Consider the following 23,828-nt stretch of genomic DNA (forward strand, 5'->3'; position numbering starts at 1 on the left):
GCCCCGGCATGAGCAAAGGTGTCATATGTGTATTTTTGTTGCGGCACAACGGACAATTTTGTCAGAACAAAAATGTCACGGGCTACTGCTTCAGATTTCGAACTCGTCGCCCGAGGCCAGCCACTGCAGGGTCAAAGGCCAGCCCACGGGGTGCTCGGCCTGCTGCTCCAACGCCTGAAGCTGGGCCGCGATGTCGGCGGTTTCGGAGGGCTTGGTGTGGGTGATGTGGATCGGGAAGGCGGGCTGGGTGCCCAGGTGACGCAGTTGTTCGATCAGGCTGGTGGGTGACAGATGGCGGCTGCGCACGGCCAACTCATGCTCGGCTTCGCCGAAGGCGGTCTCGATCACCAGGGCCTTGACCGGCAATTGGCGGATGCGCTCCCAGAAGGCGGGATGACCGCAGGTGTCGCCACTGAACACCCAGGCGCCTTGGCCGCCCTCCACGGAGAATCCGACGGCAGGTACGGCGTGATCGGCGGGAAGCACCTCGATCTGGCATGGGCCGCAACTCACCACATCACCGCACGCAAAAGGATGCAGGGTCACAAAGGGGCGCGCCGGGTTCGGGAGGCGGGTGAAATCGGGCCAGATGATGTCGTTGAACACGTGCTGGCGCAGGGCATCCAGCGTTTGCGGCAGGGCGCGCACCCGCAAAGGGCTCTGGCGCCATTTGGCCACGGCATCCAGCATCAGGGGCAGGGCAGCGATGTGGTCGAGGTGCGCATGGGTCAGGAACACATCGTCGATGCGGGCCATCTCCTCCAGGGTGAGCTGGCCCACACCGGTTCCCGCGTCGATGAGCACCGAGTCACCGACGAGAAACGAGGTGGTGTGGCAGCCTCTGGCGATGGCACCCGAGCAGCCCAGAACCCTGATTTTCATGAACACATCCCTATTTGATGTCGAAGACCGTCACGCCATCCCAGTCGTCAGGAGGGGGGGCCTGCTGGTACTGCACAAGGCGCTCGCCATATATCTGACACAAAGCGACCAACGACTTCATTTTCCGCAACTCTTCCAACATCTGGCTACAGGCAGACCATTTTTTTGCACGGTACTCCGCCAAAAATTGCGCCCACTGGGCCAACTCTTCGCCCAGGCTGCGTGCGGACGCCTCATCGGCCGGCACAGGATGGGGCGTGTGGATCTGGACGGGCTCTCCCTTGCCTTTGACACGCACACAGTCCAGCGCCTGCCACAGGGCAGCGTTGGCGGCTTGCCGACGGGTGCTTTCCCCGGCGATCACAGACACGCCATAGAGCCGTGACAGGCCTTCCAGGCGCGAAGCCAGGTTGACCGCATCACCAATCACGGTGTAGCTGCGGCGCAGGTCCGACCCCATGTCGCCTACCCGCATGAGGCCGGTGTTGAGGCCGATGCCAATGCTCACGCAAGGCAGGCCCTGGGCCTGCCGCTCCTGGTTGAAGCGCGCCACCTCGGCCACCATGTCCTGGGCCGCCTGCACGGCCAAGGCGGCATGGTTGGGCAGCGCCACCGGCGCCCCCCAGAACGCCATGACGCAATCGCCGATGTATTTGTCGATGGTGCCCTGATGGCGTCGGATGCAGACGGTGAGGCGGCTGAACAGCTGGTTGAGCAAGGCCTGCACGGCTTCGGGCTCCAGCCCTTCCGACAGTTGGGTGAAGCCCCGCATGTCGCAGAACATGACGGTGAGCTCCCGACTGGCCGCACGCATGGTGTATTGATCGGGTGCCTGCAACATCTGATCGACCAGCTCCGGGGGCACGTAGGTGCCGAAGACGTTGGCCAGACGGCGCTTGGCGCGGCTTTCCACCAGGTAGCCGTAGCTCATGTTGACGCCAAAGGCCAGCAGGACCATCAACAGCGCGCTGGCCAGGGGCAGCACCAGACCATGCGCGCTGTACAGCGCGAAATTGAGGCCGCTGACCAGCAGCAGGCTCGCCAGGCTGACCCACATGGCCGCAACCGCACTGAGCCCGGGCAGCAGCCAGGCCAGTGCCAGGCCCATGGTGACGAGCACCAGCACCTCGTAGCCGGCAGCGTAATCGGGGCGCACCAGCAGATGGCGGTCCAGCAGACCGCTGATCAGGTTGGCGTGGGACTCCACCCCGGGGTAGATCTGCCCCACCGGCGTGGCCCGCAAGTCCAGCAAGCCGGGCGAGGTGGAGCCCACCAACACGATGCGACCCTGCAGGTCCTCACGCGGGGCCTTGGCTTCCAGCACATCGATCGCCGAGACATAGCGGTAGGAGCCGCCAGCGGGCCCACCTCGCCCGCGGAAAGGCACCAGCGCCGTGCCCGAGGGGTCCAGCGGCACCCGCTCCGTGCCCGCAGCGCCCTGCAATTGCAGCGCCTCCAGCACCGCGCTCGGTGCATCGCGCCCCGGGGCCTGCGCCCACACCGGCCCGCTCACCTGCAGATCGTGCGCCACGCGGTAAAGTGCCAAAGCCAGGGACTCGTAGTACTGCCCGTCGTGTCGCGAGAGCAGAGGCAGGGATCGGACCACCCCATCCTCGTCGGTGACCGAGTTGAAAAAACCGGCTCGCGGTGCCGCCCTTGCCAACTCGGGCAGGCTGGCACCATAGCCATCCCAATCCAGCACCTGCAGGCCCTGGGGCGGCACCTGAGCCGCAGTCAGAACAGGTGCCGGCAACTCCCCTTTGCGCCGACCATCGCGGTCGCTCGAAAAGTAGTAGCCCAGCACCACCGGTCGCCCCTGCAGGGCCTGGGCGAAGCGGCGGTCAAAATTCAGGCTCGGGGTGAGATGCTCCAGTTGCTGGCGGAAGGCCTGGTTGTCCTGCAGCGGACCATTGGCCAGCGCCTGAAGAGAGGCCAGTCCGGAGCTGGTGTCAGACTCCGAGAACAGCACGTCAAACCCCAGCGCTGCGACGCCGTAGTGCTGAAACAGACGGTCGGCCAGCAGGGCCAATTGATCGCGCCCCCAAGGCCAGTGCCCCAATTGCGCCAGGCTTTTCTCATCGATGTCGACGATGGCCACCCGCGGATCCAGACTGGCTGGCATGGTCAGACGCAGGCGGACGTCGTAGATCTGATCGTCCAACCGGCTCACAAAGCTCAGCGGAAGCACCCCGAAAACATGGGCCAGCAGCACGCCAGCCGGCAGCAGGGTGGCGCCACGGCGCCAGAAATGGCGAAGAAGCAGGCGGCTCAGCGTTGCCGCCATGGCAGGCCAGACCATGCGGGCCGCCCTGAAAACGCTCAAACCTGGAAGAACTGCATCTGGGTGCCTGCCAGCTCCAGCACGTCGCCACTTTTCAGGGTGACGGGCTCGCCGCTGACAGGGTTCCCATTGAGGGTCGGGAACGTGCCACCTTCCACATGGGCCAACACAAAGCCATGCGGACGGCGGGTGATGGCCGCCACCGCCACACCGGGTTTGCCGATGGTGGTGACCACCTTGGTCAGGCTGACCTCACGGCCCGCAGCCGACCCCGAGAGCACCTTGATCGAGCCTGCCAAGGCTTCGCCCGAGTTCAAGGGGGTCGACTGGTAGCTGCCCATGGCAGCGGGCACCGTGGAGAGCGAGTCGGACAGCGAGACCGGCGGCTTCACCACCATGGTCTTGTCGTATTCGCTGGATTCCAGCTCGGCAATGAAGCGGATCTTGTACTTGCCGACCTCGATGGTGTCGCCACTCTGCAGCTGCTGCTTCTTGACCGCCTTGCCGTTGACGTAAGTGCCGTTGGTGCTGTTGAGGTCTTCGAGCGTGACCACCTGGCCCGCCATCTGCAGCACGGCATGCTCACCGCTGACCGCCAGATTGTCGATGACGATGTCGTTGTAAGGCCTGCGGCCCAGGGTGGTGCGCTCCTTGGTCAGCTGCACTTCCTTGATGACGACCCCATCGATCGATACGATCATCTTGGGCATGTTCGGTACTCCTGAAAACCTGGCTTGTTATGGATCGGTGGTGTTCGCAAAAACGGCGAATCGACGAATCGGCAGAGCTAGCCGCCCCAAAGGCGTGACAGAAGCCTTTTCTTGGACGACATTTCCCCCGCTCGGACCAGCAATACGCTGATATTATCGCGCCCCCCATGGTGATTGGCGATCTTGATCATGCGCGTTGCTTTCTGGGGCAACGCCTCGTGGGCGCCCAGCAACTCGGCGATTTCAGGGGCGCCGATCATGTCCGACAAGCCATCCGAGCACAGCAGGTAGATATCGCCGTTCTCGACCCGGCATTCACTCACCTCCAAAATGGCCGCATCCTCCACCCCCATGGCTCGGGTGACCAGATTGCGGTTGATGGAGACTGCGGCCTGCTCGGGCGTGATCAGGCCGGCATCGACCTGCTCCTGCAGCAGCGAGTGGTCCTTGGTGAGCTGCACCAGCTCGCCATCGCGCAGGCGATAGCAGCGCGAGTCGCCGATGTGGCCCAGCATCAGGCGCGCATCCTGGAACACCCCCATGACCAGCGTCGTGCCCATGCCCGAGTACTGTGGGTTGCTGTGGGCCGCGTTGAAGATGGCCCGGTTGGCGTTGTCCACGCAGATTTCCATCGCGCGCTGGATTTCCTTGGCATTGGCATGGCGCCCGGCCTGGGACAACCAACGCGACAGTTCGGTGCGGATGAAGGTCGTGGCCATGCCGCTGGCCACCTCGCCAGCGTTGTACCCCCCCATGCCATCAGCCAGCACAGCCAGGCAGGTCGACTCGTCAAAGGTGACGGAATCCTCGTTGTTGGCACGGGCCAGACCAGGGTCCGTGAAGGCGCAAAACTCGTATTTCATGGCTCAAATAACCGGGGCCGTCTTCGGAACCCGGAACAACCGCGGCAGCTCCGCCTGCCTCTCGCAACCCACGCCTGGGCATGGGCCACCCCCTTCGACAGCGCAAGCACGAAGTGCGAGGCCCTGTGCAGGGCACCCACAGCCTTCAGCCTGGAACCACTGGATCGATCCCGCACCGGCGCTTGAAAGCAACCCGCGCCAGATACCCGGCTCAAGACACCCAGGCCCAGACGATGACTGCTTCACGACCGCGTCGACAAAGATCGAACCGCGCGGTCAATTGTTGACTTATTTACACAAACAAAACTGAACGACACACTATCAGAGGCCCTACGGCGGGGCAAGCCAAGTGCTGCAGAAAAAACAAAGGGGCCAGCACCTTGGCGCTGGCCCCTGGGTCCGATCGCTGCCCGGCACAACGCCGGGCCAGGATGGCTGTACCGTCAGTCTGCCTTGTGGGATGCCGCAGCGCGGGCCTGCAGCACCTTGCCCACCAGCACCACCAACACCGCACCAGCGGTGGCGGCTGCGTAATGCAGCCAAGGGTTGGCGTGTGCAAAGTCCGTCAAGAAGACATCGCTGGCAATGGTTTCACCGCCCACCCAGCCAATCAGCGCAGCACCCAGCACCACGATGATCGGGAAGCGTTCCATCAGCTTGATCATCAGCGTGCTGCCAAAGATCACCAGGGGAATGCTGATGCCCAGGCCCAGGATCAGCAGCAGGTCGCTGCCCTTGGCGGCGGCGGCCACGGCGATCACGTTGTCCAGGCTCATCACCAGGTCAGCGATCAGGATGGTGCGCACGGCGGCCATCATGTTGCCCGAGGACTTGGCTTCGCCTTCTTCCTCTTCCTCTTCGCTCAGCAACTGGACACCGATCCACAGCAGCAGCAAACCGCCAACCACCTGCAGGAACGGCAGGCCCAGCAGCTTGGCAGCCACGAAGGTCAGCACGATGCGCAACACCACGGCAGCGCCGGAGCCGAACAGAATGGCCTTGCGTTGCAGTTCGGGGGGCAGCGAGCGGGCCGCCAAAGCGATCACCACCGCGTTGTCACCTGACAAGATGATGTTGATCCAGACAATCTTGATCAGACCGATCCAGAAGTCCGGGCTTTGCAGCATTTCCATGCAGTTTCTCCTGTGTTTTGAATGCAAGAAGCGCCCGAAACCTGCGTTTCGAGCGCTTCTGTTGAGTGGGAGGCCGCAGTTTAACGGCCCCTCGCACAATGGCCGTCCGTAATATTGCTTACGGACGCCGCTGGCTTACTTGAGCTGAGCTTTCAGCAGCTTGCCCAGTTCGGACGGGTTGCGCGTCACGACGAAGCCGCACTCTTCCATGATGGCGAGCTTGGCATCGGCGGTGTCGGCACCACCCGAGATCAGGGCACCGGCGTGGCCCATGCGCTTGCCGGGAGGCGCGGTCACGCCGGCGATGAAGCCGACCACCGGCTTCTTCATGTTTTCCTTGCACCAGCGAGCGGCGTCGGCTTCATCGGGGCCGCCGATTTCGCCGATCATGATCACGGCGTCGGTGTCCGGATCGTCGTTGAACGCCTTCATCACGTCGATGTGCTTCAGGCCGTTGATGGGGTCGCCACCAATGCCCACGGCGCTCGACTGGCCCAGGCCGACTTCGGTCAGCATGGCCACGGCTTCATAGGTCAGGGTGCCCGAACGCGAGACCACGCCGATGCGGCCCTTGCGGTGGATGTGACCCGGCATGATGCCGATCTTGATTTCGTCAGGGGTGATCAGGCCAGGGCAATTGGGGCCCAGCAGCAGGGTGCGCTTGCCACCGGCGGCTTCCTTGGCCTTCATCTTGTTGCGCACTTCCAGCATGTCACGGACGGGGATGCCTTCGGTGATGCAGATGGCCAGGTCCAGGTCGGCTTCAACAGCTTCCCAGATGGCAGCCGCTGCGCCTGCGGGCGGCACGTAGATCACCGACACGGTGGCGCCGGTCTCAGATGCGGCTTCCTTGACGGAGGCGTAGATCGGGATGTTGAAGATCGACTCGCCGGCCTTCTTCGGGTTCACGCCTGCCACGAAGGCGTTCTTGCCGTTCGCGTATTCCTGGCACTTTTCGGTGTGGAACTGGCCAGTCTTGCCCGTGATGCCCTGGGTGATGACCTTGGTGTCTTTGTTGATGTAGATCGACATGTGTGTTCTCCGGGCTTACTTGACGGCAGCCACGATCTTGGTCGCAGCTTCGGCCATGGTGTCGGCGGCAATGATCGGCAGGCCGGATTCGGCCAGCAGCTTCTTGCCCAGCTCTTCGTTGGTGCCCTTCATGCGCACCACCAGCGGCACGGACAGGTTCACGGCCTTGCAGGCGGTGATCACGCCGTTGGCGATGGTGTCGCACTTCATGATGCCGCCGAAGATGTTGACCAGGATGCCCTTGACCTTTTCGTTCTTGAGCATGATCTTGAAGGCTTCGGTCACCTTCTCGGCCGTGGCGCCGCCGCCCACGTCCAGGAAGTTGGCCGGCTCGCCGCCGAACAGCTTGATGGTGTCCATGGTGGCCATGGCCAGGCCAGCGCCGTTCACCAGGCAACCGATGTTGCCGTCGAGCGAGATGTAGGCCAGATCGAACTTGGAAGCCTCGACTTCAGCCGGATCTTCTTCGTCCAGATCGCGGTAGGCCACGATTTCCGGGTGACGGAACAGGGCGTTGGCGTCGAAGTTGAACTTGGCGTCCAGGGCGATCAGGTTGTTCTTGCTGTCGCGGTTCAGCGGGTTGATTTCAACCAGCGAAGCGTCGGTGTCCATGTAGCACTTGAACAGCTTCTGGAAGATGTCCACGGCCTGGGCGGTCGACTCGGCGGGCAGGCCGATGCCATTGGCGATGCGGGTGGCCTGCTCGGCGCTCAGGCCGGTCAGCGGGTCGATGAACTCGGTGATGATCTTTTCGGGGGTGGAGTGAGCCACTTCCTCGATGTCCATGCCGCCTTCGCTGGAGGCAATGAAGGCCAGCTTCTGGGTGGCGCGATCGGTCACGATCGAGACGTAGTATTCCTTCTGGATGTCGGCGCCGTCTTCGATGTACAGACGACGGACCTTCTGGCCTTCGGGGCCGGTCTGGTGGGTCTTGAGCTGCATGCCCAGGATCTCGCCAGCCAGGCGCTTCACGTCATCGATGGACTTGGCCACCTTGACGCCGCCGCCCTTGCCGCGGCCGCCCGCGTGGATCTGGGCCTTGACGACCCAAACCGGGCCGCCCAGTTTCTGGGCAGCTTCCACCGCCTCTTGAACCGTGAATGCAGGGATGCCACGGGGGACGGGCACACCAAACTGACGCAAGATTTCCTTGCCTTGGTACTCGTGAATCTTCATGAGGTCTCTCTCAGGAATGGATGATTTTCACCCGGCGACCTCGCAAAAGCCGGCGTCGGGCAGTGGACACAGCAACCTCGAAATGTATCATGCTGCCCTGCACAAACCTTGTGCGTAACTTACGTGGTTACCACAACACTGAGTCAGGAAGACATCATGGCCTTGGTTTTTATTGACGGCGAAGCGGGCACCACCGGCCTGCAAATCCGGGAGCGGCTGCAACACATGCCCGCCATCGAACTGGTGAGCATTGCGCCCGAGCGGCGCAAAGACCCGGCCGCCAAGCGCGAGCTGCTGGCCGGTGTCGACCTGGTGATTCTGTGCCTGCACGATGATGCCGCCCGCGAGACGGTGGCCCTGGTCGACGAGCTCGAGCGCAGCACCGGCCGCCCCGGCCCCAAGATCATCGATGCCTCGACCGCCCACCGCGTGAGCCCGGGCTGGGTCTATGGCTTTCCCGAGCTGGCACCGGGGCAGAAAGAGGCCGTGCGCCAGGCCCGCCGCGTGGCCAACCCGGGCTGCTACGCCACCGGCGCCATCGCCTTGCTGCGCCCCCTGATCGATGCCGGCCTGCTGCCCAAAGACCACCCGGTGGCCCTGCCCTCGGTGAGCGGTTACTCGGGTGGTGGGCGCACCATGATCGAAGCCTACGAAAAGGGCGAAGCCCCCTTGTATGAGGCCTATGCGCTGGGTCTGCAGCACAAGCACATCCCCGAGATCATGGCCTGCACCGGCCTGACGCGCCGCCCTTTGTTCGTGCCTGCCGTGGGCAACTTCCGTCAGGGCATGCTGGTGCAGTTGCCCCTGCACCTGGACACCCTGCCAGGGGCCCCGAAGGCGGCCGACCTGCATGACGCCCTCGCCCGCCACTACGCGGCCAGCGCGGCCGACGGCGGCTGGGTCAGCGTGCTGCCCGCCACGGAAGACGGCAAGCTCGATGCCCTGGCCCTGAACGACACCAACAAGCTGGAGCTGCGCGTGTTCGGCAACGATGCCTTCCATCACGCCGTGCTGATCGCCCGCCTGGACAACCTGGGCAAGGGCGCCAGCGGTGCCGCCGTGCAGAACCTGCAGCTGATGCTGGGTCTCTGAGCCGGCTCAGCCCAGACGCAGAAAAGGCCCCGAGGGGCCTTTTTTCATGGGGTGATCCTGTCGGCTGTGGCGATCAATCCGGGTCGATCTCGCCGCTGCCTGTCGCCTCGTCTTCCTCGACGCCCCGGCCCGACAGCACCTGGCGCACCACCTCGGACGAAAACCCCCGCGCCATCAGAAAACGGGTTTGCCGGGCCCGCTCGGAGGCCTCGGTGGGCACGCTGTCAAAACGCCTGCCCCACACGGCACGGGCCCGTGCCAGCTCGGTGTCGCGCAAGCCGGCCAGCGCCTGCTGCACCGCCTCGCCCTGCAGGCCCTTGGCCTGCAACTCCTGGCGCAGCCGCCCTGCACCCAGGCGCGAGGCCCGACGATAGAGCAGCGACTCGATCACGCGCTGCTCGTCGATGAAGCCACGGGCCTGCAACTCGTCCAGGGCCTGGGCCAGTTCGCCGGGCACCTCTTCGTGGGGGGCCAGCTTGCGCTCCAGCTCGGCGCGCGAATGCTCGCGCATGGCCAGATAGCGCAGGGCGCGCCCCTTGAGCGAGATCTTTTCAAACGACATCGGCACTCAGCCCGCCCGGGGCACCCGCCCGACGGCGGCTCCCTGGGCCAGGCCTGCTCACTCGGCGTCGGCGGCGGCCGCCGGGCTGCTCAGCGCCGGGGGCAGCAGGGCGATGCCCAGGCTCTCACGCACCTTGTTCTCGATCTCGCGGGCCAGGTCGGGGTTCTCGCGCAGGAACTCACGGGCGTTGTCGCGGCCCTGGCCGATCTTTTCGCCGTTGTAGGCGTACCAGGCACCTGACTTCTCGATGATCTTGGCGGTCACGCCCATGTCGATGATCTCGCCGTGGCGGCTGATGCCCTCACCGAACAGGATGTCGAACTCGGCCGTCTTGAACGGGGGCGAAACCTTGTTCTTCACCACCTTCACCTTGGTCTCGTTGCCGATCGACTCTTCACCCTTCTTGATGGTGCCGGTGCGGCGGATGTCCAGGCGCACCGAGGCGTAGAACTTCAGCGCATTGCCGCCGGTGGTGGTTTCGGGCGAGCCGAACATCACGCCGATCTTCATGCGGATCTGGTTGATGAAGATGACCATGCAGTTGGTCTTCTTGATGGTGGAGGTCAGCTTGCGCAGCGCCTGGCTCATCAGACGGGCCTGCAGGCCGGGCAGGGAGTCGCCCATTTCGCCTTCGATTTCGGCCTTGGGGGTGAGCGCGGCCACCGAGTCGACCACGATCAGGTCCACCGCGCCGGAGCGCACCAGGCTGTCCACGATCTCCAGGGCCTGCTCGCCGGTGTCGGGCTGGCTGATCAGCAGCTCCTGCAGGTTCACACCCAGCTTCTGGGCGTACTGGATGTCCAGGGCGTGCTCGGCATCGACGAAGGCGCAGGTGCCGCCTTGCTTTTGCATCTCGGCCACCACCTGCAGGGTCAGCGTGGTCTTGCCCGAGGATTCCGGGCCGTAGATCTCAACCACCCGGCCGCGCGGCAGGCCACCCACGCCCAGGGCCACGTCCAGGCCCAGCGAGCCGGTGGAGATCACCTGGATGTCTTCGATCGCCTCGCCCTCGCCCAGGCGCATGATCGTGCCTTTGCCGAACTGCTTTTCGATCTGCGCCAGCGCGGCCTGCAAGGCCTTGGCTTTTTCGGGATTGGCGGCGTTGCCTTTGACGGGTGCGTCCATGGAGAGCTCCTGAAGAGGGTGGAATGATGGGTCGGGTCAGTCACTGTGATTGATCACAGGCTGGATGCTTGAACAGCAGTTTAAACAAGGTCTTCTGAAAATTTTCATGTTTTTTAGTCAGTTTGCCTGACTATTAAAATCCCCCCATGCTCGCTCCGCCACCCGCCGCCGACGCCTGGCGCCTGACCCACCTGGGTCGGCTGATGGGCCACGCTTTGCGCCGCTTCGATGAGCGCGTGCTGACCCTGATGGCGCACGATCTGGAGGTGCCCCTGGCCCTGTCCAACCTGGCGGCCCGCGGCCAGGTGAGTGCGGCCCACATCCACATCACACGCCACCTGGGCCTGGATGGCTCGCGCCTGACCGACCTGGCCGCCAGCGCCGGCATGAGCAAACAGGCCATGGGCGACCTGGTGGGCCAGTGCGAGGCCTGGGGCCTGGTGCGGCGCGAAGCCGACCCGCAGGACGCGCGGGCGCGGCGCATCTGCTTCACCGACACCGGGCTGGCCTGGCTGCAGGCCTTCCGGCGCGCCGTGACCCAGGCCGAGGCCGAATTCCGTGCCGCTGTCGGCGACGAGGTCGCCACCGTGGTGGCGCTGGGGCTGGAGGCCTACGCCGGCAGTTGAGGGGGTTTGTCTGAAGACATTGCCGCCGCTCATCCGGCCTAGAATTTGGGGTGAACGGCCATGCCGAGCCGAACGCCGCCCGCACCCCAGGAGACCCCATGAGAATTCTGATTGCCGAAGACGACCAGGTGCTGGCCGATGGCCTGTTGCGCACGCTGCGCGCTTCGGGCGCCGCCGTGGACCACGTGGCCAGCGGCGCCGAGGCCGACGCGGCACTGATGACCAACAACGAGTTCGATCTGCTGATCCTCGACCTGGGCCTGCCCCGCATGCATGGGCTGGAGGTGCTCAAGCGCCTGCGCAGCCGCGGCTCGGCCCTGCCGGTGCTGATCCTGACCGCCGCCGACAGCGTGGAAGAGCGCGTCAAGGGCCTGGACTACGGTGCCGACGACTACATGGCCAAGCCCTTCTCGCTGCAAGAGCTCGAAGCCCGCGTGCGGGCCCTGACGCGGCGCGGCATGGGCGGCACCAGCAGCACCATCAAACATGGCCCCTTGATCTACGACCAGGCCGGGCGCGTGGCCACCATCGACGGCAAGATGGTCGAGTTGTCGGCCCGCGAGCTGGGCCTGCTCGAGGTGCTGCTGCAACGCGCCGGCCGCCTGGTCAGCAAGGACCAGTTGGTGGAGCGCCTGTGCGAATGGGGCGAAGAGGTGAGCAACAACGCCATCGAGGTCTACATCCACCGCCTGCGCAAGAAGATCGAGCGCGGCCCGATCCGCATCGCCACCGTGCGCGGCCTGGGCTATTGCCTTGAAAAAATCCCTGGCTAGGCCCACCCCTTGAAAATCTTCCAGCGTGAGCAGCGGTCGCTGTTTGGCGAGATCCTCGACTGGATGCTCACGCCCCTGCTGCTGCTGTGGCCGGTCAGCCTGGCCCTGACCTGGCTGGTGGCCCAGGGCATTGCCAACAAGCCCTTCGACCGGGCGCTGGACTACAACGTGCAGACGCTCGCCCAGCTGATCACGGTGCACAACAACCGCGCCAGCTTCAACCTGCCCCTGCCTGCCAGCGAGCTGCTGCGCGCCGACGACTCCGACATGGTGTACTACCAGGTCATGGGCACGCGGGGCGAGTTCCTGTCGGGCGAGGCGGCCCTGCCGCTGCCCGCCGAAGAAGACAAGCAGGTGATCGGCGTGGTGCGCCTGCGCGACGACGAGCTCAAGGGCCTGGAAGTGCGTGTGGCCTACATCTGGGTGCGCCTGCCGATAGAGAACGCCGAACCGGCCCTGGTGCAGGTGGCCGAGACCCGCGAGAAGCGCTCGGTGCTGGCCACCGAGATCATCAAGGGCGTGATGCTGCCGCAGTTCGTCATCCTGCCGCTGGCCGTGCTGCTGGTGTGGCTGGCCCTGGCCCGCGGCATCAAGCCGCTGTCGCAGCTGGAGGAACGCATCCGCGCCCGCGACCCCGACGACCTGAGCCCGCTCGATGACAAGGCCGTGCCGGTCGAGGTGGCCCCCCTGGTGTCGTCCGTGAACGACCTGCTGACCCGGCTCAATGACTCGATCGCCACGCAAAAACGCTTTCTGGCCGACGCCGCGCACCAGCTCAAGACCCCGCTGGCGGGCCTGCGCATGCAGGCCGACCTGGCCCAGCGCGAAGGCACCAGCACCGACGAGCTCAAGCAGTCGCTCAAGCAGATCGGGCGCTCCAGCATCCGCGCCACCCACACCGTCAACCAGCTGCTGTCGCTGGCCCGGGCCGAGAACAGCGGCGCCGCCCTGACGCGCCAGCCCTGCGACCTGGCCCGGCTGACCATGGAGGTGGTGCGCGACTCGGTGCCCCGCGCCATGGAGAAACGCATCGACCTGGGCTACGACGGCGCCGACCCCGGTGCCGCCGGCGTGCAACTGATGGGCAACCCCACCCTGCTCAAGGAACTGGTGCGCAACCTGGTGGACAACGCCATCAACTACACCCCCAGCAGCGACAGCCGCCCCGGCGTGGTGACGGCCCGCGTGCTGGCCGACCCCTTCAGCCGGGCCCTGCTGCTGCAGGTGGAGGATTCGGGCCCCGGCATCCCGGAGGCCGAGCGCGAGCTGGTGTTCCAGCCCTTCTACCGCGCCCTGGGCACCGACGCCGATGGCTCGGGCCTGGGCCTGCCCATCGTGCTGGAGATCGCGCGCCAGCACGATGCCAGCATCACCCTCACCGACGCACGGCCCGGCGAGCAACCGCCCGGGGCCCGCTTCACGGTGCGCTTTGTGTCGAACAGCCCGGAAGGCCTGCCCACCTGAGCCCGTGCCGCCCGGCCCTCATCAGGTCCGGCAGATTCAGCAGGGCCTGAGGCTCTTGCCGCCCAGGCTGTCGCGCAGCGGCTCCAGCTTGGCACGCAGGGCCTCGCCCACCGCCGGCAGCTTGAGGGCGTAGGCCTTGCTGTCGGGGCGCTCCTGCACCACCTTGGCCGTGCGCACACCGCGCTGCGACAAGGCCGCCAGCTCGTCATTGGCCGCGCCCTGGGTGCCGAAGCTGCCCAGCGACAGACCGGGCTCCAGGGCCGGGTTGGTCAGGGGCTCGAACGGGATGCGCCGCGCCCGCAGCTCGGCCTTCTTGCGGTTGAGCATGTCGGTGTCGCCATACCGGCCCATGTAGATGATCCAGCGCCCCGGCACGGTGATGGTGTCCAGGCTCCACTGCCCGCCCGCAAGCGACTGCGTGGCGGCCTCGCGCACCGCGGCGGCGAGCTTTTCATCCAGGGGGCCCGCCGTCAGGCACTCGGTGACGCTGGCAGCGGCCGCCTCGGCGGCCAGGCGCTTGGTTTCGTCGGCCGTCATCAGCGTCAGCGCCTCGGGCTTGATCTGCTGGGCCAGGTGCTGCGGCTCGGACGGGTTCACCGGGGCCAGGCCCAGCGGGGCCAGATGCCCCTGCGTCCACAGAAAATACGCGCCATTGACCAGCAGCAGCAAGACGACAAGCAGACGAAGCATGGGCAGGTGTGAAACAAGGGCGATCGATTGGAACCCCGGCCTCAGGAGGCCGGTGGCGACACGGGCACCGGCCGCACACTCACCTCGGAGCTGTGGATGGCCTGGGTGCCCTGTGCAGTATGCACGAGCAAGGCCCCCCCGGCATCCACCCCGGCGGCCACGCCCTCCAGGCCATCGCTGGTGCGCACTGCTCGGCCCAGCAACACATCGCGGGCCAGAAAACGGGGCAGCAGCGGGGCAAAGCCGCTGCCGGCAAAGCCCAGCACCATGGCCACCAGCGGCGGGATGACCCGCAGCAGCGCCTCGGGCGCGCTGGCCTGGGGCTGCCAGTCACGCAGCGCGGCCAGCGGGGTCGAGGTGCCCTCGATGGGGCGCTGCAGCACATTGATGCCGATGCCGATCACCACATAGCGCGACACGGGCGCTTGGCCCGGCAGTGCGGCACCGCCGCCTGCCGTCTCGATCAGAATGCCGGCCAGCTTGGCGTCGTGGCGCCACAGGTCGTTAGGCCACTTGAGCCCCAGGCCCGCCCGTGCGTCGGGGTCGAGCGACTCGGCGACGCTCAGGCCCACGGCCAGCGACAAGCCCGACCAGTCGGCCGGTGCCAAGGGCAGGCCCAGCGAAAACATCAGCGAGGGCAGCTCACCCGCCTCGGGCGCACCGCCGTCCTGCCAGACCCGGCCCATGCGGCCGCGGCCGGCCGTCTGGCGCTCGGCCACCAGCAGCACCGGCTCGTGGCGGCCGGCCCGGGCACGGCGCATCAGTTCGGTGTTGGTGGAATCGATCTCGGGCAGCACCTCGACCGAGAAGCCGGGCAGCAAGGGCTCCACGGCCTCCCAGACGGCCTCGGCGGGCCAGCGCACAGGGTTCAAAGCCATGCGATCCCCCCTCAGGCAGCCCGGCGCCGAGCCTGCGAAGGCGCCTTGGCTGTCTTGGCTGTCTTGGCTGTCTTGGCTGTCTTGGCTGTCTTGGCTGTCTTGGCTGTCTTGGCTGTCTTGGCTGTCTTGGCTGTTTTGGCTGTCTTGGCTGTCTTGAGCTGGCTGGGCGTCTTGGGCGTGGCCGGGCGGCGCTTAGGCGCCAGCAGGGTGCCGCGGCACTGGGCCGCGCCGCACCAGCAGGGGTACTCGGCCTTGAGCTTGGGCGTGTAGCGCTCTTCGATGATCAGGCCGTAGTCGTAGTTCAGCTCTTCACCGGCGCGGATGTTGCGCAGGGCGCGGATGAAGATGCGGCCGTCTTCCTCGTCGGCGATGCAGTTGGGGTCGCAGCTGTGGTTGATCCAGCGCGAGGAGTTGCCGCCGTTGAGCGCGTCGATCACGCGGTCGGCGTCGACGTGAAAATAAAAGGTGTGGTTCGGGTCGCTCGGGTCGTGCGGGTGGCGGTCTTGCGCCTCCTGCCAGGTGATCACCTCGCCCACGTACTCGATCAGGGTTTCGCCCTCGGCGATGTCTTGCAGGGCAAACACGCCTCGGCCATGAACCCCCGAGCGGCGGGTCTGGAGGCGGCGACCGGAAATCGAGGGGGCTTTTGCGGACATGACCAAAAACTCTGTTAACTTGGAAAGAGCACCTGCGCGTGCGCACACACAGGTGCGTGTGTGCGTGCATGCGCGCGAAACCCGGATTGTAGGAGGCTGGCAGACCAGCTTCGGGCCGGACCTTGAAAAGGGAAGACGCTGAAATGACAAAGACTCTGGTGATTGCTGAAAAACCGTCGGTGGCACAGGACATCGTGCGGGCGCTCACCCCCAGCACAGGCAAATTCGAGAAGTTCGACGATCACTTCGAAAACGAAGGTTTCGTGGTGACCAGCGCGGTGGGCCACCTGGTCGAGATCCAGGCCCCCGAGCAGTTCGACGTCAAACGCGGCAAGTGGAGCTTCGCCAACCTGCCGGTGATTCCGCCCTTCTTCGACCTGAAGCCGGTCGACAAGACCAAGAGCCGCCTGAACGCGGTGGTCAAGCTGGCCAAGCGCAAGGACGTCAGCACCCTCATCAACGCCTGTGACGCGGGCCGTGAGGGTGAGCTGATCTTCCGCCTGATCGAGCAGTACGCCGGCGGCCAAAAGGGCGGCCAGTACCAGGCCCTGGGCAAGCCGGTCAAGCGCCTGTGGCTGCAGTCGATGACGCCCCAGGCCATCCGCGACGGCTTTGACAAGCTGCGCAGCGACAGCCAGATGGCGGGTCTGGCCAGCGCCGCCCGCAGCCGCTCCGAAGCCGACTGGCTGGTGGGCATCAACGGCACCCGGGCCATGACGGCCTTCAACTCACGCGATGGCGGCTTCTTCCTGACCACCGTGGGCCGGGTGCAGACCCCCACGCTGGCCGTGGTGGTCGAGCGCGAAGAGCAAATCCGCAAATTCATCTGCCGCGACTACTGGGAAATCCACGCCAGCTTCGGCGCCGCCGCGGGCGAATACCCAGGCAAATGGTTCAACCCGGCCTGGAAGAAAGACCCCGAAGACGCCGAAAAGCGCGCTGATCGCGTCTGGAGCGCCCAGGAAGCCCTGGCGATCGCCAATGCCGTGCGTGGCAAGCCGGCCACCGTCACCGAGGAAAGCAAGCCCACCACCCAGGCCTCGCCCTTGCTGTTCGACCTGACCTCGCTGCAGCGCGAGGCCAACGGCAAGTTCGGCTTCAGCGCCAAGACCACGCTGGCCCTGGCGCAAAGCCTGTACGAGCGCCACAAGGCCCTGACCTACCCGCGTACCGACTCGCGCGCCCTGCCCGAAGACTACCTCCCGGTGGCCCGCCAGACCTTCGAGATGCTGGCCGACAGCGGGATGCGCCACCTGGCCCCGCACGCCCTCACGGCGCTCAACAACGGCTACATCAAGCCCAGCAAGCGCATCTTCGACAACAGCAAGGTCAGTGATCACTTTGCCATCATCCCCACGCTGCAGGCCCCGAGTGGCCTGAGCGAAGCCGAGCAGAAGCTGTACGACCTGGTGGTGCGCCGCTTCATGGCGGTGTTCTTCCCGAGTGCCGAGTACCAGGTCACCACCCGCGTGAGCCAGGTGCTGGAGCACCACTTCAAGACCGAAGGCAAGGTGCTGGTCAAGCCCGGCTGGCTGGCCATCTACGGCAAGGAGGCGGCCGCCGAAGTGGCCGACGCCAAGGAAGGCGACAAGGGCCAGAACCTGGTGCCCGTGGCCCCGGGCGAGAAGCCGCTGGCCGAAAGCGCCGAGGCCAAGGGCCTGAAGACCCGCCCGCCGGCCCGCTACTCCGAAGCCACGCTGCTGGGCGCCATGGAAGGCGCCGGCAAGATGGTCGAGGACGACGAACTGCGCGAAGCCATGCAGGAAAAAGGCCTGGGCACGCCTGCCACCCGCGCCGCCATCATCGAAGGCCTGATCCTCGAAAAATACATGCTGCGCGAGGGCCGCGAGCTGATCCCCACGGCCAAGGCCTTCCAGCTCATGACGCTGTTGCGCGGCCTGGGGGTTGAAGAGCTGTCGCGCCCCGAGCTCACCGGCGAGTGGGAGTACAAGCTTTCGCAGATGGAGAAAGGCCTGCTCAGCCGCGAAGAGTTCATGCAGCAGATCGCGGCCATGACCGAGCACATCGTCAAGAAGGCCAAGGAATACGACCGCGACACCGTGCCCGGCGACTACGCCACCCTGGGCACCCCCTGCCCCAACTGCGGCGGCGTGGTGAAAGAGAACTACCGCCGCTACAGCTGCACCGGCGCCGACGGCCACAGCGAGGGCTGCGGCTTCTCGTTCACCAAGTCGCCCGCCGGCCGCACCTTCGAGCCTGACGAGGCCGAGGCCTTTTTGCGCGACAAGCACATCGGCCCGCTGGAGGGCTTCCGCTCCAAGGCCGGCTGGCCCTTCGTGGCCGAGATGGCGCTCAAGTTCAGCGAAGACGACAAGAACTGGAAGCTCGAGTTCGACTTTGGCGACGACAAGGACGGCGAAGAGACCGGCGAGCTGCAAGACCTGTCGGGCCAGGAATCCCTGGGCCCCTGCCCCAAGTGCGGGGCCCCGGTGGTCGAGCATGGCGCCAACTATGTGTGCAGCAAATCGGTGCCCACGGCCGAGCAGCCCACCCCAAGCTGCGACTTCAAGAGCGGCAAGATCATCCTGCAGCAGCCGGTGGAGCGCGAGCAGATGCACAAGCTGCTGAGCACCGGCAAGACCGACCTGCTCGACAAGTTCGTCAGCATGCGCACGCGCCGCAGCTTCAAGGCCTTCCTGGCCTGGGACGCCACGGCCAGCAAGGTGAACTTCGAGTTCGAGCCGCGCGAGAGCAAGTTCCCGCCGCGCAAGACTGCCGGCGCCGCCGCCAAGGCCGCCCCGGCCAAGAAGGCCGCAGCCAAGGCCCCGGCCGCCAAAAAGGCCACGACCAAGGCCGCCACCAAGACCCCACGCAAGGCCACGCCGGGCAGCGGGCTCACGCCCAGCGCCGCATTGGCCGCCGTGATCGGGGGCGAAGCCGTGGCGCGCACCGAGGTCATCAAGAAGGTCTGGGACTACGTGAAGGCCAACGGCCTGCAGGACGCGACCAACAAGCGCGCCATCAACGCCGACGCCAAGCTGCTGCCGGTGTTCGGCAAGCCGCAGATCACGATGTTTGAGCTGGCGGGCATCGTCGGGAAACATTTGACCCCCCCCTGAGTCGCCTTCGGCGCCACCGTGCGGCCGCGAGACGCGGACGCTCTTCGCCCTGTCCAGCCCTGCGCAGGCAGGCCTGGAGCCGCAGGGCTCAGCCCCCAAGGGGACGACACCCGTGGCCGGGCAAAGCCCGCTCCACGGTGTCTGCTGGCATGGCCTGCTCCGCGGCCTTCTGAACGTTACAGCTGTGCCTGCTCTAGGACCTGGCGTTCTTCACTGCGCCTGGGTTGTCATACCCCCTTGACGCGCTTTAACCCGGAACTACAGCAACAGACTCAGCCCCTGGGCAGGGCCAGCGTCAGGTAGCCCAGCAGGGCCTGGGTGGCTTGTTGCTCCAGCGCGTCCAGGTCGGGCGGGGTGGGGTGGGCCAGGTGGGCGTGGGCGACCAGGCCGTAGAGGATGGTCTGGCAGACCCGGGCCGTGGCGGGGGCCTGGGCCCGGGCGGCCTCGGGCAGGTCGCCAGCGGCCTCGATCACCTGCACCCAGCCGTCGACAAAGCGCTGGTACATCTTGCGATACGCCTCCACGCCCGACAGGTGCCGCTCCAGCAGGTAGTGGGCACTCCATTCGGCCGGCTGGGCCCGGTGGGCCGCCAGTTGCGAGGCCAACACGGCCTGCACCAGCTCGGCCAGGGGGCGGCCGCGCCGGGTCTCCACGGCCTGCTGCAGGGCCGTCAGCAACTCCTTGGAGCGCAGGTGCAGGCAGACCCGCGCCAGGTCTTCCTTGCTGGCAAAGTATTCGTAGAAGCTGCCCAGGCTGGTGCCGGCCAGGCCCGTGATCGCGCGGATGCTGATGCGCGGGTAATCGCTCTCCACCAAAAGCTGAACAAAGGCCTGCTGCAGGGCCTGCGCCGTGAGGCGCGCGCGCGACTGGCTGGGCCGCCGTCGCTGGGGCTTGGCAGGGGACGAGGGGCGGGACAAGGTCATGCAGGCAAATCCGGACACCCGAAGGGCAGGGGCTTCATAGAATTTTCCAGGGGCTGGGCGCGCCATTTTGACCGCCCAGCGACCGCCCGGCGAAGCCACAGGAGACACACATGATCGGCCACCACCCTGACAACCAGGTCCCGGAACTCAAGGACTACAACCTGTACGCCAGCGACCCGGTGCTGCGCCGCTCGGTTCAGCGCGGCGGGGCCGCCTGGCGCGAGCCCGAGCTGCTGCGCCAGGGGGCCGAGTACGGCAGCGAGCCGGTGCTGCGCGCTGCCGAAGACGCCAACCTGTACCCGCCCGAGCTGCGCACCCACTCGGCCACCGGCCAGCGCATCGACTTCGTGAAGTTCCACCCCGCCTGGCACACGGTGATGGCGATCGCTCGGCGCAACGGCAATGCCAACCTGCCCTACACCGACACCCGAGCCTCGGCCTGGACGGCCTACGGCGCCTCGATGTTCATGCACAGCCAGATCGAGTCGGGTTCGGGCTGCCCCACCACCATGACCAAGGCCTGCATCCCGGTGATCGCGCTGAACGCGCCGCTGTACGCCGAGCTGGCCCCCAAGCTGATGTCGCTGGAGCACGACCCGCGCGACATCCCGCTGGCACAAAAAACGTCCATCACGGTCGGCATGGGCATGACCGAAAAGCAGGGCGGCAGCGATGTGCGCACCAACACCACGCGCGCCGTGCCGGTGGGCAGCGGGCCCTGGGGTGAAGAATTCTTGCTGACCGGCCACAAATGGTTCTTCTCGGCCCCGATGTGCGATGGCCACCTGGTGCTGGCCAAGACCGACGAGCACGGCTCGTCCTGCTTTTTCGTGCCACGCTGGCGGCCCGACGGCAGCAAGAACCCCATCCACATCCAGCGCCTCAAGTCCAAGGTGGGCAACCGCTCCAACTCCAGCAGCGAGGTCGAATTCAAAGAGGCCTGGGGCGTGCTGGTAGGCGCCGAGGGGCGGGGCATCCGCACCATCATCGAGATGGCCAACTACACGCGACTGGACTGCGCCTTGTCCAGCGCGGGCTACATCCGCCAAGGCCTGGCGCAGGCCCTGCACTACACCCGCAACCGCTTCGTGTTCGGGCGCTACCTGGTCGAGCAGCCGGCCATGACCACGCTGCTGGCCGACATGGCCCTGGAGGCCGAGGCCGCCACCGTGCTGGCCATGGACCTGGCGGCCCACTTCGGCTCGACCACGCCGCAGGACGTGGCCTGGCGCCGCCTGATGACCCCGGCGGCCAAGTTCTGGAACTGCAAGCGCGCCGTGGGCTTTTGCGGCGAGGCCATGGAGGTATTCGGCGGCAATGGCTATGTGGAGGACGGCGCCATCGGCCGCCTGTTCCGCGAGGCCCCGGTGAACTCGATCTGGGAGGGCTCGGGCAACGTGATGTGCCTGGACGTGCTGCGCGCCATTGCGCATGCGCCCGACGACGCCCACGGCGTGCTCGACCTGCTGCAGGACATCGCCTCGCAAGAGCCGGAGCTGCTGCGCCAGGTGCACCTGCTGCGCAGCGCCCTGATGCTGCCGCCCGAGGCCCTGGAGGCCCAGGCGCGGCGCTTCACCCAGCGCCTGGCGCTGACGGCCCAGGCCTGCCTGATGCTGCAGCAGGCCAGTCCGCTGGCCTCGGGGGCCTTCATCGCCAGCCGCTTCGACCCCGACTGGGGCCCGGTGAGCGGCATCACGGCCGGCACCGCCCAGGCGGCTGAATTGGTGCGCGCCGCCACCGAGGGCTGATCAAGCCAGGGACGCCGGTCGGCGCAGGAGGGCACAATCGCCCCAGCACTGCCGGCCCCCCTTCGAACCGGCAGGCCCCTGACTGGAGACCGACCCATGCCCGCCTGCCCCTGGACCCCATACCGCCCCCGACCACCCCGGCGCCTGCTGGGCCTCGCCCTGTTGGGCGGCCTGCTGCTGAACCTGGGCGGCCAGGCCGTGGCCGCAGGCTGGCCCAGCGAGCGCCCCATCAAGCTGGTGGTGCCTTTCCCGCCCGGCCAAGCCACCGACCTGTTTGCCCGCGCCCTGGCCGAGCCGCTGTCCCAGCGCCTGGGCCAGAGCGTGGTGGTCGAGAACAAGGCCGGCGCCGGCAGCAACATCGGCAGCGAGTTCGTGGCCCGCTCGGCCCCCGACGGCTACACCCTGTTGGTGGCGGGCAGTGCCATGGCCGTGAACCAGACGCTGTACAAAAAGGTCAATTTCGACCCCGCCAAAGACCTGGTGGGCATCTCGCTGATCGCCAAGGTGCCCCTGATCTTCCTGGCCACCCCCTCCTCAGGCATCACCAGCCTGCGCCAGCTGGTGCAGCAGGCCAAGGCCGCACCAGGCCAGCTCAGCTACGCCAGCGCCGGCATCGGCGGCACGCAACACCTGTCGGGCGAGATGCTCAAGGCGCAGGCGGGCGTTTTCATCACCCATATCCCTTAGAGCGTGTTTACGATCTCGCACAGGTCGCGTTGGAGCGCAATCGGGATGAGTGGGTGGCCCGGATGCGCCGCATGGGCTGGTGCCCATGCAAGCAGCTGGGGCGCCCAATCGCCCGATTTCGCTCCAACCCTTCGGGCAGTGGCCTTTTCGGGCGGTCTGCGGCGTTGCGGCGCTTGTCGATAGCCGGGCTATCGACGGCGCACCGCGCCTTGCATCCCATCCCGAAAAGACCGCTGCGCGACCCGTGGGAGATCGTAAACACGCTCTTAGCGCGGCAGTGGCCCGGCCCAGGCCGACTTTCTGGGCGCCCAGGTGCCGCTGATGGTGGATTCGGTGACGGCCGCACTGCCGCACATCCAGACGCACAAGGCGGTGCCGCTGGCCGTGACCTCGGCCACGCGCTCCTCTCAATTGCCCGAGGTGCCCACGGTGCGCGAAAGCGGCCTGCCCGCCCTGAAGAACTTCGAGGCCGTGGGCTGGCTGGGCCTGATGGCGCCACGCGGCACCCCGCCCGAGGTGCTGCAGCGCCTGAACACCGAGGTGGTGGCCCTGCTGAAGTCTGAGAAGCTGGCCGCCTTCATCCGGGAGCGGGGCTCCGAGCCCAGCCCGGGCACGGGGGCCGAGTTCGACCGCTTCATTGCCAGCGAAATTGTGAAATGGGGCGCCGTGGTCAAGACCTCCGGCGCCAGCGCTGAATGAGCCCTGACTTCAGGCTTGGCGTTGGTAGGTGAGGAGGCGGCCTTTGTAGGCGGCCTGGGTGGGGCGGGCGGGGTGGTCCAGGCGTTCTTCGGTTCTGGAGAAGCCTTGCTCGGCCATCTGTTTGTTGAAGGCGGGGCGGTTGCCGCGGTCGGGGTCGACGATCCAGACCTGGGCCGAGGCGCTGGCGTGCTCGCCGATGAAATGGGCCAGGTCGGCGTGGGTGTCGCGCTCGTACAGCAGGTCGCTGCCCACGATGAGGTCGAACAGGCCCTCGACCGACTCACGCGGCGTTCGCGCGGGTTCGCCGGGCAGGGCCTCGGGGGCGCCCCAGTGGCCGTGGCGGTACTTCAGGGGCAGCAGGTCGTTGAGGCGCAGGTTCTCGCGCAGAAAGCCGCCCGTCAGAGGATGGCAGTCGCTGGCGGTCACGTCGGAGCCGCGGCGGTGCGCCACCAGGCTGGCCAGCGCCAGGCCACAGCCGATCTCCAGGATGCGCTCGCCCGGACACAGCACGCGGCTGCCCATGCGGGCGGCCAGTTCGGCGCCCGAGGGCCACAGCAGGCCGAACAGGGGCCAGGTGGCCGAGGAGATGCCCAGGTGTTCGGCTTCGCCGTCGGGGTCGGAGAACTGCTGGTGATCCAGCAGGGATCGGATGATGAGGTCGTCAACGCCCGCAACGGCGATGCTCTCTTGCTTGGTGGCGTAGCCGGGCATCGTCGTGGCCCGGTCGGCTTGAATGACCTGGGCTGGG

At 66.5% G+C, this 23,828-nt stretch carries 20 protein-coding genes and 2 pseudogenes; 8 read left to right on the forward strand and 14 right to left on the reverse strand.

Annotation, left to right across the window (positions count from 1 at the left end; translation table 11 throughout):
* Positions 1–90 precede the first annotated feature (90 nt).
* The 7 genes from L880_RS0104950 to sucC all read right to left on the reverse strand — a co-directional run bounded on the left by L880_RS0104950 (position 91) and on the right by sucC (position 8,077).
* On the reverse strand, positions 91–882 hold the full coding sequence (locus L880_RS0104950) for an MBL fold metallo-hydrolase (RefSeq protein ID WP_027474729.1): 792 nt from the start codon (positions 880–882) through the stop codon (positions 91–93).
* A 10-nt stretch (positions 883–892) separates the two neighbouring features.
* Complete coding sequence (locus L880_RS0104955) at positions 893–3,181, reverse strand: CHASE2 domain-containing protein (protein ID WP_084461035.1); 2,289 nt, start codon at positions 3,179–3,181, stop codon at positions 893–895.
* 20 nt (positions 3,182–3,201) lie between these two features.
* A complete protein-coding gene (locus tag L880_RS0104960; protein ID WP_027474731.1) occupies positions 3,202–3,873 on the reverse strand; it encodes an FHA domain-containing protein in 672 nt (223 codons plus the stop codon).
* Between the two features lie 77 nt (positions 3,874–3,950).
* Entirely contained in the window at positions 3,951–4,736 is a 786-nt protein-coding gene (locus L880_RS0104965; protein ID WP_027474732.1) for a Stp1/IreP family PP2C-type Ser/Thr phosphatase, read from the reverse strand.
* 443 nt (positions 4,737–5,179) lie between these two features.
* The gene (locus L880_RS0104970) at positions 5,180–5,869 is read right to left on the reverse strand and encodes a TerC family protein (RefSeq protein ID WP_027474733.1); all 690 of its coding nucleotides are present in this window, start codon (positions 5,867–5,869) and stop codon (positions 5,180–5,182) included.
* A gap of 135 nt (positions 5,870–6,004) precedes the next feature.
* Entirely contained in the window at positions 6,005–6,901 is an 897-nt protein-coding gene (gene sucD, locus L880_RS0104975) for a succinate--CoA ligase subunit alpha (protein ID WP_019573884.1), read from the reverse strand.
* Between the two features lie 15 nt (positions 6,902–6,916).
* Positions 6,917–8,077: an ADP-forming succinate--CoA ligase subunit beta gene (gene sucC, locus L880_RS0104980; protein ID WP_027474734.1), complete on the reverse strand. Its 1,161-nt coding sequence runs from the start codon at positions 8,075–8,077 to the stop codon at positions 6,917–6,919.
* Positions 8,078–8,233: 156 nt separating this feature from the next.
* Here sucC and argC point away from each other — a divergent pair, with 156 nt between their 5' ends.
* A complete protein-coding gene (gene argC, locus L880_RS0104985) occupies positions 8,234–9,169 on the forward strand; it encodes an N-acetyl-gamma-glutamyl-phosphate reductase (RefSeq protein WP_027474735.1) in 936 nt (311 codons plus the stop codon).
* Positions 9,170–9,242: 73 nt separating this feature from the next.
* On the opposite strand, the gene recX is transcribed toward argC, so the two are convergent.
* Positions 9,243–9,731, reverse strand: a complete 489-nt coding sequence (recX, locus tag L880_RS0104990; RefSeq protein WP_027474736.1) for a recombination regulator RecX — start codon at positions 9,729–9,731, stop codon at positions 9,243–9,245.
* A 57-nt stretch (positions 9,732–9,788) separates the two neighbouring features.
* Complete coding sequence (gene recA / locus L880_RS0104995; RefSeq protein ID WP_027474737.1) at positions 9,789–10,856, reverse strand: recombinase RecA; 1,068 nt, start codon at positions 10,854–10,856, stop codon at positions 9,789–9,791.
* Positions 10,857–11,002: 146 nt separating this feature from the next.
* On the opposite strand from recA, the gene L880_RS0105000 reads away from it, so the two are divergent.
* The 3 genes from L880_RS0105000 to L880_RS0105010 all read left to right on the forward strand — a co-directional run bounded on the left by L880_RS0105000 (position 11,003) and on the right by L880_RS0105010 (position 13,719).
* Entirely contained in the window at positions 11,003–11,482 is a 480-nt protein-coding gene (locus L880_RS0105000; RefSeq protein ID WP_027474738.1) for a MarR family winged helix-turn-helix transcriptional regulator, read from the forward strand.
* 98 nt (positions 11,483–11,580) lie between these two features.
* On the forward strand, positions 11,581–12,255 hold the full coding sequence (locus tag L880_RS0105005) for a response regulator (protein ID WP_027474739.1): 675 nt from the start codon (positions 11,581–11,583) through the stop codon (positions 12,253–12,255).
* A gap of 9 nt (positions 12,256–12,264) precedes the next feature.
* Positions 12,265–13,719, forward strand: coding sequence for a sensor histidine kinase (locus L880_RS0105010; protein WP_027474740.1), 1,455 nt, complete (start codon positions 12,265–12,267; stop codon positions 13,717–13,719).
* A 36-nt stretch (positions 13,720–13,755) separates the two neighbouring features.
* Here L880_RS0105010 and L880_RS0105015 read toward each other — a convergent pair whose 3' ends face one another.
* From L880_RS0105015 to L880_RS0105025, 3 genes are read right to left on the reverse strand one after another with little or no spacing between them, the layout of a single operon-like run.
* Positions 13,756–14,409 (reverse strand): hypothetical protein, encoded by a 654-nt coding sequence (locus L880_RS0105015; protein WP_027474741.1) that lies wholly within the window; start codon positions 14,407–14,409, stop codon positions 13,756–13,758.
* 41 nt (positions 14,410–14,450) lie between these two features.
* Entirely contained in the window at positions 14,451–15,287 is an 837-nt protein-coding gene (locus L880_RS0105020; RefSeq protein WP_027474742.1) for a biotin--[acetyl-CoA-carboxylase] ligase, read from the reverse strand.
* 11 nt (positions 15,288–15,298) lie between these two features.
* The gene (locus L880_RS0105025; RefSeq protein ID WP_043328586.1) at positions 15,299–15,943 is read right to left on the reverse strand and encodes an SET domain-containing protein; all 645 of its coding nucleotides are present in this window, start codon (positions 15,941–15,943) and stop codon (positions 15,299–15,301) included.
* A gap of 143 nt (positions 15,944–16,086) precedes the next feature.
* On the opposite strand from L880_RS0105025, the gene L880_RS0105030 reads away from it, so the two are divergent.
* Positions 16,087–19,023 (forward strand): DNA topoisomerase III, encoded by a 2,937-nt coding sequence (locus L880_RS0105030; protein WP_027474744.1) that lies wholly within the window; start codon positions 16,087–16,089, stop codon positions 19,021–19,023.
* A gap of 272 nt (positions 19,024–19,295) precedes the next feature.
* Here L880_RS0105030 and L880_RS0105035 read toward each other — a convergent pair whose 3' ends face one another.
* Positions 19,296–19,946, reverse strand: coding sequence for a TetR/AcrR family transcriptional regulator (locus L880_RS0105035; RefSeq protein ID WP_027474745.1), 651 nt, complete (start codon positions 19,944–19,946; stop codon positions 19,296–19,298).
* Positions 19,947–20,056: 110 nt separating this feature from the next.
* Between L880_RS0105035 and L880_RS0105040 the strand changes: the two genes are divergently transcribed.
* The 3 genes and pseudogenes from L880_RS0105040 to L880_RS31675 all read left to right on the forward strand — a co-directional run.
* Entirely contained in the window at positions 20,057–21,694 is a 1,638-nt protein-coding gene (locus L880_RS0105040) for an acyl-CoA dehydrogenase family protein (RefSeq protein WP_027474746.1), read from the forward strand.
* 96 nt (positions 21,695–21,790) lie between these two features.
* A pseudogene (locus tag L880_RS31670) lies at positions 21,791–22,378 on the forward strand (tripartite tricarboxylate transporter substrate-binding protein); the annotation flags it as partial.
* Positions 22,379–22,651: 273 nt separating this feature from the next.
* Positions 22,652–23,080: pseudogene (locus L880_RS31675) on the forward strand (tripartite tricarboxylate transporter substrate-binding protein); the annotation flags it as partial.
* 9 nt (positions 23,081–23,089) lie between these two features.
* On the opposite strand, the gene L880_RS0105050 reads toward L880_RS31675, so the two are convergent.
* A complete protein-coding gene (locus L880_RS0105050; RefSeq protein ID WP_027474747.1) occupies positions 23,090–23,791 on the reverse strand; it encodes a class I SAM-dependent methyltransferase in 702 nt (233 codons plus the stop codon).
* Between the last annotated feature and the right edge of the window lie 37 nt (positions 23,792–23,828).

This window comes from Curvibacter gracilis ATCC BAA-807 (genome assembly GCF_000518645.1).
GTDB lineage: Bacteria > Pseudomonadota > Gammaproteobacteria > Burkholderiales > Burkholderiaceae_C > Curvibacter > Curvibacter gracilis.